Raw genomic sequence first — 11557 nt, 5'->3', positions numbered from 1 at the left:
AAAACGAATTAAATCAGCACTTTAGAATTGCGATCTAAAAGCCTATACCTATAAATTTTTTACCATGGTCTGTATGTCATTACAATTGGTTACAACGAGTTTATATACGCAATTGCCTATATACCCACTTTACCTGAATCCGGAATTCCACCCCGACTTCGTTGCCAAATGTAGACATAATACTTCTTAGATAACCAAATCGTCTAAAGGATTATTTATCTGGCTATTTCCTTAGTGGCGATGTGGGTGTATCTCCCAGTGGTCTTGCTGCTTTGATGGACCAAAAGCAGTCACTTGCTTCCCGCCAATTGAAGCCTACGTTCTTCAACCTTTTCATTTATTTTTACACCATGAAAATGTATAAAATATTAGCAGTAGGGGCAGTTGCGATAATGTGTGCTATTGCTGCATTCTTCTATTTTGGGGAGGACAAGGCGCAAGTTCCACCCGCAATAATGGATAGCGCAGCCAACGACCGCGATCCGAAAGAACTGTTGCAGTATGAAAAGGCGCGGCTGGCAGGGCCTGACGGGCAGATTCCATCGGGAATTCGCAGCAGGGAGCTGATGTTTGCGAAAACGCTGCCTACGGATGCACTTTTCAAGAAGGCGGTGGCATGGACGGCACGCGGCCCCTACAACGTGGGTGGCCGCACGCGGGGCGCTGGCATTGACGTGGCCAATGAGCAGATCATAGTTGCCGGTGGCGTTTCGGGTGGCATCTGGCGCTCTACGGATGGCGGCCTTTCCTGGACCAAGCGCACCGAACCCGGAGACTTGCACAACGTGACAACCCTGGTGCAGGACGTTAGGCCCGGAAAAACCGCTACCTGGTACTACGGAACGGGAGAGGGGTCAGGCAACTCGGCAAGTGGGGGTGGCGCCTTCTTTTATGGCGATGGCTTATTTAAATCAACGGATAATGGCCTGACCTGGAACCAGCTTTCTTCCACGGCTTCTGTATCAAACACCACATTTGAAAAACCGTGGCAGGTTGTTTATCGCCTGGCCACGGATGCTTCAAATATGACAGAAGATGAGGTGTATGCTGCTACCTACGGGAATATTTACAGAAGTACGGATGGAGGGCAGAGCTGGCAGGTTGTTCTTGGCAATAATATGAACTCGTACTTTACGGATGTGGTGGTGACTTCTCCGGGCGTGGTGTACGCCACACTGAGCAGTGAGAGCGCCCAGCGCGGAATCTGGAGAAGCCCGGACGGAATAACTTGGACCAACCTTACGCCTCCCGGATTTGCCGTGGAGTATAACCGGCTGGTGCCTGCCGTTAATCCCATGAATGAAGATCAGGTTTACATACTTGGTGTAACGCCCGGCAGCGGAATGGATTTTACCAATTACCGGGGCGATACGGAATGGGTGAGCCTTTGGCAATATACTTATCTGGATGGTGATGGCGCTGACACCAATGGCCATTGGGTAGACCTGTCCCAAAACCTTCCGAACAAGGCGCCCCGATCTTTCGATAATTTTAATGCCCAGGGTTCTTATAATCTGATGATAAAGGTGAAACCGGATGATTCCAATGTGGTATTTATTGGCGGTACTAATTTGTACCGGTCAACCGATGCTTTTAAAACGCCAGGCAATACAACGCAGATAGGGGGCTACGAAATTGGCACCAGACTGCCGGATTTCCAGATGTACGAGGACCATCACCCGGACCAGCATGATTTGCTTTTTTATCCGTCAAACCCCGATAAAGTGCTGAATCTTAATGATGGCGGCCTTTTTAAAACAGACAACAGCCTGGCGGGCATTGTGCGCTGGCAGCCGCTGAACCGGGGATATAACACTACCCAGGTCTATACGGTCACCATCAATGAGGAAAAGGTGACCAATACGCTTTTTGGAGGTTTTCAGGACAACGGCAATCAGGTAATCATGACAAACGATCCTGAGGGCGACTGGGTAAATCCCTACAACGGTGACGGCTCTTTTGCGGCCATTCCGGCTGATGAAGATGTATATTACCTCTCCAAGCATCTGGGGCGCATTGTGAAGATGAAGCTGAATTCTGATGGATCGCGCGGGGATTTTACGCGTATTGATCCTATTGGCGCCAGGGATTACCAGTTCATCAATCCGTTTGTGATTGACCCGTCTGATGAAAAGATTATGTACCTGCCGGCCGGCCGCAGCCTTTGGCGCAACAATAACCTGGATGCCATTCCGCTCACCAACACGTTCGATTCGATAAGTACAAACTGGTTCCGGTTCAGTGATACGTTATCTGTTTCCACGCTTGAAATTACAGCCATTGGTGTTTCTAAAGCCAGTCCCTCGCACCGGGTTTATTATGGTACCAACAGGAGGAAGGTTTACCGTGTGGACAATGCCAACACGGGAGACCCTGCGCATCAGGATATCACTTTTGTCCAGTTCCCTCCATCGGGATATGTGAACTGCATAGCCGTAGACCCTGACAATGGTGACCACGTGGTGGTGGTGTTTTCCAACTATGGTGTGTATAGTATTTTCACATCATGGGACGCTGGTGCTACCTGGGAGAAATGCGCAGGCAACCTTGAGCAAAATGATCTCGGCCTCGGCAGCGGGCCTTCCGTGCGCTGGCTGGCCGTGATGAAGGTGGATGGCCGGAACGCCTATTTCGCAGGAACCAGTGCAGGCTTATTCGCCACAGACACGCTCTTGGGTTTGAGTACTATGTGGCGGAACATCGGTGCGACAACCATCGGAAATGTGGTAGTGGAGATGGTGAAGACGCGCCAGGCAGATAATCTCGTAGCGGTGGGCACGCATGGCAATGGCATTTACACAGGCCATGTGAATACGTTGATTGATATTACGGGTGTGGAAGAAGTGACGTGGGCAGATAAAATTGGATTGAAAACTTATCCAAATCCTGCCAGTACCATTATGACAATCGAATTTAATACCCAAGGAAAAGTACAGTTGTCACTCTTTGATGAAGCTGGACGCACACTGGAAACCCGCACGGTGGCAAAAGGACAGGATCAAAAGCTTAATTGGGATTTTAGTAAATACCCCGCTGGCATTTATTATTTTAATGTAATCTCGAAAGAAGGGGAGGCAACAAAGTCCCTCGTAATTCAACGTTAAGAGTTGATTATTTTAGTTTAGGGTTTTGATGGTGGCGGTGTTTGTCCCTTTCTGTTTTTAACAAATATTTTTCTCCAAGGCATTTTCCAGGTCCATTCAGGTTTGGTTGGTAAGACATAGCGGTAACTATAACAAATCGGCTATTTTGATTTCATTGTCCTCCTTCCCGGACGCCTGGCTCCAGCCAAGAGGCGACTTGGATTTTCAACCTTTAGGTTAATTGTCTAAATCTCCCAAACAAAACATTAATTATTCGATTTCCTCCAGTATTCGGTAATGGCTTCATGAGCCATTAATGCCTTCTCCGCTTCTACCTCTTTTTCTGCATCTTTACCTCAAAAAAATATTGCCGTGTTAAAAATAGCTTTATCATCACTGAAATATCTCCGGGCGGGGGCAGGCACCAATTCCTTTTATATAGCGGTAAATAGCGCCTACCTGCGGATGTATGGAGATTATCAGCAAATCCACTTTCCATTTTATAAAAAGGAGGGAGAGACTTTCCTTCAATGTCAGCAGAACCTCACTGACTACTGCCTTTCTAAAACCAGCGCTATAGCTGGCAGAGATGTTCTGGAAATAGGTTGCGGAAATGGCATACAGGGAATATATATGATGCAAAGATTCGCGCCTGCGAGCTATACAGGCATTGATATAAACCGCGATAACCTGGAAATAGCAAAGCAAGAATCAGAAAAGTTCGGACTGGTAAACGTCAGATTCATTTTCGATGATGCTCAGAAACTTAGCTACCTCGAAGATAACACGTATGATACAGTCCTGAATATAGAGAGCGCGTTGCACTATCCTGATAAAGGGGCATTTCTCCAGCAGGTTTTCAGGGTACTGAAACCCGGTGGCCACTTCCTCATTGCTGATGTACTGAGCCGGAAAACCCGGTCCTACGGATATTGGGATAGTAAGATGTGGCATTTCAACTGGTCAATGGAGCAATACCACGAGGCCCTCCGGAACAGCAACCTTCAATTAATCTGCGCTGAAGACATTACTCCGCAAATAATTGAAGGGTTTAAGCAACACCGTTACTGGTTTAAGAATAGTACTGCTGGAAATTCTTTAATAAACCGGCTTATAAAATACTGGGCTAAATTCATTTTTAAACTGAACATAAGCGCCCTCCAGAATAAAAATTGTTATGTCATCTTCTCTGGTATAAAACCATGATCTGCTGACCCTCACCAGTCGTCTGGCTCCAGCCAAGTGACGACTTTGCGTAGTTTGAATTCTGGTTCCTGAACCTCCAATACGTTCAAAGACTTTCCGGACAAGCGCTGCTTTAGTACCAGTTTTCTGGCAGCGTTTCATATCCCGCTTTTATCGGGTACGGGTGAATGCAATCTATTATTTGGTCCACCATTTCCGGGTGGTTTAGCGCTTCGTGTTATTCGTGACTTGTCAGAAGGCATAAGCTTGCCCCACGCGAAATACTATTCTACACAGCGTTTATCACGCTTTCTTCCCATTTTTCCACTTTTGATTTTTTCACTTTTCATCCAGATCCTATCAATATTCAATTCACCAAGCTGTACTTTTGGATAATTAAGAATTCAAAAAATAAATGCAATCAGTTCATTATGAAAAGAATCAGTTTAATTCTCTGCCTTTTGGCATTCTACCTGGTGGGGCAGGCCCAGGGGCCGGTAATCACACCTATGGACATTGCCATGATGGAGATGGTGACTTTCGCAGAAATTTCGGAAGACGGCAATAAGATCGCTTATGGCGTGGCCGTACCGGCAGATCCAACCAAAGAAAATGCTTCCACGCATGTCAGGCTCCATGTGTACGATGTGGCGAGTGGAGTATCTACTCCCTTCATTACGCAAAACGGCATTGGCGCACTTCAATTCAGGCCGGGACACAACAGTATTACCTTTATCAGCAAGCGCGGCAAGGACAAAACCAATGCGCTCTATGAAATTTCGCTTTTGGGAGGCGAAGCGCAAAAGATCTATGAGTTTGAATCACCAATTTCCAACTACAATTGGCACCCCAATGGGAATAGCATCGTATTTATTTCCAAAGTAAAAGAAAAGGACAAAGAGAGCAAGCTGCCTTATGAGCCGGAGATATACGAAGAAAACCTGGGCATGTCCAGCGTTTTTATTGTGAGTGTAAATGACGATAACGGAACGGCCAAAAAACTGAACCTGGACCTCCATTGCAGCCAGGCCCGTTTTAGTCCCGATGGTTCGCGCATAGCAGTGAGTGCAGCGCCAAGCGCAATGGTGGATGATCATTATACCAGCCAAAGAATCTATATCCTGAATGCCAGCGGTGACAAGATTGGGGAAGCTGATCATAAGGCCAAACTGGGCGATTTTGTGTGGAGCTACGATGGAGAACGCCTTGCATTTATTGGTGGTGAGGATCAGCACGATCCCATTGCAGGACGCCTGCTGGTGATGAGTGCAGATGGAGGAAAGCCACAGATACTTAACCGCGATTTCGAAGGTTCATTTGATAAACTGGACTGGAAAAATAAATCAGGCATTACGTTTTTGGCGAGTGAAGGTGTGTATACCAGCCTCGGCACGATTGACCTTAAAGGTAAAATGAAGATGATGATTGAGAAAGGCGATGTGGCTTACGGCAACTTTAGCATAGCAAAAGATGGAAAGATGGCGCTAACCGGCAACACGCCCGAACATCCCAACGAGCTTTTTTATGCAAAGTCCACTTCCGCTACACCGGAACGCCTCACCACATCAAATCCGTGGCTAAAAGAAAGGAAGATGGGCAAGCAGGAAGTTGTAACCTACAAAGCCGCAGATGGCCTCGAAATCCAGGGCATCCTCATCAGGCCGGTGGATGTACAGGACAATCAGCGATATCCGCTCATCACTGTGGTACATGGCGGCCCTGAAGCACATTATGACAATGGCTGGCTTACTTACTACAGCATGCCGGGCCAGATGGGTGCCGCAAAAGGTTATGCCGTTTTTTACCCTAACTATCGCGGCAGCACGGGCAGGGGCATCGAATTTATCAAATCAAGCCAGGCAGATCCCGCAGGCAAAGAGTTTGACGACATCATAAATGGTATTGACCACCTGATAGAAACAGGGCTTGTAGATAAAGACAAAGTTGGCGTAACCGGAGGTTCTTATGGCGGATATGCCACCGCCTGGCTCAGCACCCGCCACACAGACCGTTTTGCAGCAGGGGTAATGTTTGTTGGCATCAGCAATAACCTTTCGTTGTGGGGAACCAGTGATATTCCTGAAGAAATGTTTTTAGTACACCTTCGGAAAAGAATCTGGGAAGACTATCAATTTTTTATGGAGAGAAGTCCCATTTTCTATGCAGGACAGGCCAAAACACCCCTGCTGATTATGCACGGCAAGGACGATACCCGCGTAAGCCCCAGCCAATCTTACGAGCTTTACCGCCACATCAAAACCCGCACAGAAACTCCGGTGAGGCTGGTGCTCTATCCCGGTGAAGGCCACGGCAACAGGAAAGCAACTGCCCGCTACGATTACAATTTGAGAATGCTGCGCTGGTTTGACACCTACCTCAAAGAAAGTAGCCAACCGAAACCGCCTGCGAACATTGAAAATACGGGAGAAGGGCAATAGATCCTTATATCTTCATGAATATATTCGTGGATAATAAAGGTTTAAACCACAAGACAAATTGGTTTTAACCATTTTCAATAATTGTGTTATTAGCGATTTGTGCCAGTCCGGTTTTTAAAACCATTGAAATGGTTGGGTTTATTTCGATAACGATTACCTATGGTTTAAACCGTTGGCTATGGTCTGCTTTCTCAGACTTAATCTACCCCTAAAAGAAAAACCCAAGCTTCACATTGAGCAGTCCGTTAGTTTCGTCTTCGGAGAAAGTGTAGGTGCCGCTGAAGATCACTTTGTTGAGGGGGCTGATCCAAACTCCGCCTCCGTAGCCCTGATGCCATTTATCCGAAATTTCATCCTGCACCCAGACACGTCCATAATCATAATGACCGATTAGGCCAACATGCCCCGGAAATAAAATGCTTTTGAAATTGAAAAGATGCAACCTGAGCTCAGTGTTCTGGTAGAAACGCGAATGGCCATAAAACCGGGTTCGCCTGTATCCGCGCAGGTTTTCTGGTCCGCCCAGGGTTTGGGCCTGGTAAAAGTCGAATTGCCCGATATTGGTGCCGCCTCCCCAGCGGTTGGCCAGCACCAGCGGCCGGATGAGCGTGATGTAAACGGTGAATTCAGAATTCAGCGTGAGCCACTGCTTGGGAGCAGGAGCGATTTCCTGATTTGCTCCGGCCTGCGCCTTAAAGCGGATACCGCGCTTGGGATTCACCTCGCTATCCACAAAATGATAACTATATTGGCCGTTTGCACCTAACCAATGACTTTGCGTAAAAACTGATTCCGGTTGATCTGACTGGGTGGAGGCAATAAATGTATTATCCGTTTCCCGTACTTCATTAAATAAATAATTCAAATTAAACTGCAAATGATGATTATTGCGGTAGCGCCTTCTCAGGCCCGGCTGGATGAGGAATTCGTCATAGCGGATGCGGTGAAAATAAAGGCTGCCCAGCTTCTCAGTTTCATTGCCCATTCCAAAATAATTACCTGCATATCGTGGCGTAAAGGCATGGGCTTGCATTATGAAATCTTTATTTCCTATGCTTTCATTAAATTCAGCCGAATATTTAAAATTAAAAGAATGGGTAAGAAATGCAAAATTTCCTAAAATTCTGTGGCGCGTTTTATACGGATCCTTTCTGAAACCTTCTGTAGTGATTTGAACGCCACCGCCTATCAGCACGCCATCATCAATATTATATTGAAAATAAGAAGCCGGGGCCACAAGGTCATATTCAAAAGCAGTACGCTCAAGGCGATTGACCGCAGGATCTGCCATCGTTTTATCTTTTGTTTCTTTGCTTTCTATTATTTTATTCCCGGTTTCAGTATCATAAATAACAGTCTTTTTTGAAAGGCCGCTCACGCGCGAACTGTCAATAATCAGATCGCTATTGCCACCCCCGATGATGCGGACTTTGATGCCTTTATTCACATGGCCGCTCACGATGAAAGTATCATTGCCTCCGCGCCCATAGAGCCTGATCTCATTAGTTTCACCGGTTTTAAATACCCGGTGATAAATAAGATGCTGGCGCCCTTTGTCAGTCGTGGTTTTCCATACGGTTACTTCAGTCTCGTCATTATTAAGGCGTTCCACTTCAAAATATTCGTGTTTATCGCTTCCCGCGATATCCACTTCTTTCGCTAGTATTTCATAATATTTAATAGCATATTTTACCAGATCTTCCCTTCGCTGAAGCAAGGTTTCTTTAATGGCCGGTCCGGTGAGGTCGTAAATCGTATCCGGCCATACGCTGAGCGCAGAATCTATTGTTTTATTCGTCATCAATTGCTGCAACCGCTGTGCTTCCAATATCCAATCCTGCCGGGAAAGGCCGGTAAGAAAAGTCCTGTCAAAATACCGGGCGTTATAGTTCAGTCCCCGCAAAGATTCAATTTCGGGAGTGTAGGAACTTAATTTTGGAAACAGCCATTCCCTCCTGATGATCCAGGGCAGCAGGCCATCAAACTTGTGAAAAACCGCGTCCCTGTCCCGCGGGATGGGCAGCAGCAGCGCACCTTTATCCTTCTCAAAATAGGCCCACCGCCATTGGTCATCATGGCGGTCCCAGTCTCCGAGCAGCATATCCAGGAGGCGTGCCCGCAAAACGGCATGTTCATCCACCTCATAGTCGTTGTCCTTTTGCAGGTCTTCCAGCGCTACGTTAGTGCCTTTCACGTCTGGTGCGCATCCAAAATTGGTACAGGCCGTTTCATCCTCGTTGGGCCGTTCTTCCACCAGCACCAGCGTATTGTTGAAGTCATCATAGTTGCCCAGGAGCGGATCTTCCGGAATAAACCGCAATACTGGCGTGGTGTGGAAAACTCCGGCAGCATCAGCCAGCACCGGTACCGAAAAGGCTCCGTAAGGATGAAGAGCGGATACCTGGTCGCGCACTACCGCATCGGCCAGCGTATTTTCCAGTCCTTCCGGCAGCACCTGTGGCGATTTTAAAATACTGCGGAATATGTGCTGGTTGCCATCGGGCGAGCTGAGCCTTAATGATTTTGTAGACATTCCGCCTCCGCGTTTCATCGGTCTCAAGCCTCCGTCATAGGTGCTCATGTCCATTACTTTCACATCCACCGGAGCTGTCCATGCATCGCGATAATGATCGCCCAGCCAAAAGCGCTTGAAGCTTGCTGCACGGAAGGATTCTCCGGCAGGGATGGTTACGGTGCTGTCAATGAATGCGCCTTCCTTTACTGTTGCCTTCTCTACAAGAGCCGGAGCTTCCGGCACTTTAAACAGCAGCTTTCTGAATACCAGCCCGGTAGGTTCGTTTTTGTCCGCACTTGCAAATACCTTGAGCCAAACAGACCGGTCAGGCATAAAGTCTATTTGCATAAGGCCCAGGTGGGCATACAGGAAATCAGCATCCGGACCGCGTGCGATATAGGTAACCTTGCAGGCAGATCCGCTTACCAGGTGGTGATCATCCTGATACCGTGAGTATTGCAAATTGTGCTCATGCCCGGCTGCATAAATTATATTGGGATAAAGCTCAAAGAGCTGAAACAATGTTTCCTGCAGATCCTGATAGTCGGGGTGGGAGAGATCCTGTATATTTCCGAGGTAGCGCCTGTAGAGCGGATATATGGAACCGATAATGGGCATGGGAATAAACAGGGCAGAATTGAGTGCTCTGAAAGGAAAAATGTGGTCTGTTACGGGGAATCGCCCGCCATGCGTTCCATTGGTAATGAGCGGATGGTGCGCTCCTACGATTATCTGTTTGTCCTTATTTTTCCGGAGCATGTCTCGCAATTGCAGCACAAAATCATTGCGGTTGGTAATGTCGCAGAGGCCGTCCCTGTCAGTAGGTTTATCGAAGGGATGCAGCCACCATTCCGTGTCCAGCAGGATAAGTACGATGTTGCTGTCCAGCGGGATCTCTACGGGGCCGGGGCAGCCATTGTCAGGCCGCCAGATGTTGCCGTGGTCAAGGTAGTTTTCCACAAATCTTTCCTGGCGCCTTACCTGTTCCCATCCACCTTCCAGGCTTCGCTTCCAGTCGTGGTTTCCGGGTATCAGGAATAGTTTGCCCTTATATTCTGAGAAAGCATCAAGAAATCGCCTGGAGCGTTCTTCGGCTTCGTCACGGCCCTCTGCGCCAACGGGAGGCAATCCATAGGTGTAGATGTTGTCTCCGAGCGAAACAGTGGCGCTGTTCTTACCTGCTGCCGGCAGAAGGCTGTCCAGCAGCGCCAGTGTAGGGTCATTCTCTTCCTTCAGTTTTCCGGGGTCGCCCAGCAGGATTACAGAATAAAGCGGTGTATCAGCCGGTGCAGGCCATTTCTCCTCCCACTCCATATTGGCGATGCTGTACATGGGTCCCTGAACAGAGCAGGAGGGAAGAAATGCGATAATGAGCAGCCACGGTGCCCTCTTTACCAACCTATTTATCACGTTGCGAGAATTTTAAAATATTGGGCGTTAAATTATTTCCTTCATTTGAAATATAAAGATCACCGCCAGAGCTGAAGGTAATTCCTTCCGGCTGGAGAAAATGATCGTTTTCAACAGATAATACATGCCTGACGGTATAATCTGCATTAAGCACAATTAAAATAGAAAACCTGGAAGATAGAATAAATACGCTGCCATCGGCCGGATGAATGGCAATAGCAGAGGGCCGGATAAAGCTTTTGCTTCCGGAAAGGGTAATGGCCTCCCGAACGGCCAGGGATACTTCATCAAGTGCATTGTCCAGCACGTGTTCCCGCATTTCTTCGGAATCAATAAGAATTACAGGTTGCTCTAGTATTTCCTTTTTATTTAAATCAAAAGCATAAACAGCTTTTTTATTTTTATTATTAATTCCTGCGTCATCTTTACAGGCGATCAATAAACGATGATGTTTTTCATCATAACAAAGCCCTTCGGCATCCTGGTCTTCACCCAGCCGGGTGGTATGTTTCTCTACCCGGGGATTTTCTTCTGTAAAATTTATAATGCGGTACAGGGTAACATCGCTCTTAAGAACCCATAGATCATTGCCTGCGCGCGCCACGCCTTCAAAATCGCCCTGGCCGTGGAAGCGAAGCTTGCGTACCACATTTTCCGTTCTCAGGTTGAAAAAGAATACAATACCTTCTTCATCCTGAATGCACAAATGGACAGAATCATTGAGGTATTCAAGCCCTGAAATTTCCACCAGTTCTTCCCCCGGATCATATTTAGTATCTTCTTTATTTAATTGATAATTAAAATCGGGAACCGTATCTGATATTTCCTCAGATGACGTTTCAGCCTCATTCTCAATATTATTTTGATTGCATGAAAACAGCAATAGAAAATATAAAGGCAAGAACTTGATGGCCATAATTGTCCGC

General features: G+C 47.1%; 5 protein-coding genes. 3 read left to right on the top strand and 2 right to left on the bottom strand.

Annotation, left to right across the window (positions count from 1 at the left end; all coding sequences use genetic code 11):
- The first annotated feature begins 356 nt into the window (after positions 1–356).
- From WD077_07325 to WD077_07315, 3 genes are all read left to right on the top strand, one after another.
- Complete coding sequence (locus WD077_07325; GenBank protein ID MEX0967032.1) at positions 357–3104, top strand: T9SS type A sorting domain-containing protein; 2748 nt, start codon at positions 357–359, stop codon at positions 3102–3104.
- 351 nt (positions 3105–3455) lie between these two features.
- The gene (locus tag WD077_07320; GenBank protein ID MEX0967031.1) at positions 3456–4289 is read left to right on the top strand and encodes a class I SAM-dependent methyltransferase; all 834 of its coding nucleotides are present in this window, start codon (positions 3456–3458) and stop codon (positions 4287–4289) included.
- A 410-nt stretch (positions 4290–4699) separates the two neighbouring features.
- Positions 4700–6706 carry a S9 family peptidase gene (locus tag WD077_07315; protein ID MEX0967030.1) on the top strand — a complete coding sequence of 669 codons (2007 nt, stop codon included), beginning with the start codon at positions 4700–4702 and terminating at the stop codon, positions 6704–6706.
- A gap of 208 nt (positions 6707–6914) precedes the next feature.
- On the opposite strand, the gene WD077_07310 is transcribed toward WD077_07315, so the two are convergent.
- Together WD077_07310 and WD077_07305 are read right to left on the bottom strand one after the other, a co-directional pair.
- The gene (locus WD077_07310; GenBank protein MEX0967029.1) at positions 6915–10631 is read right to left on the bottom strand and encodes a BamA/TamA family outer membrane protein; all 3717 of its coding nucleotides are present in this window, start codon (positions 10629–10631) and stop codon (positions 6915–6917) included.
- Positions 10621–11547, bottom strand: a complete 927-nt coding sequence (locus WD077_07305) for an SdiA-regulated domain-containing protein (protein MEX0967028.1) — start codon at positions 11545–11547, stop codon at positions 10621–10623. The genes WD077_07310 and WD077_07305 overlap by 11 nt, the downstream gene beginning before the upstream one ends.
- Positions 11548–11557: the final 10 nt, after the last annotated feature.

The organism is Bacteroidia bacterium (genome assembly GCA_040880525.1).
GTDB lineage: Bacteria > Bacteroidota > Bacteroidia > CAILMK01 > JBBDIG01 > JBBDIG01.
This window is presented reverse-complemented; position numbering and strand designations above follow the sequence as displayed.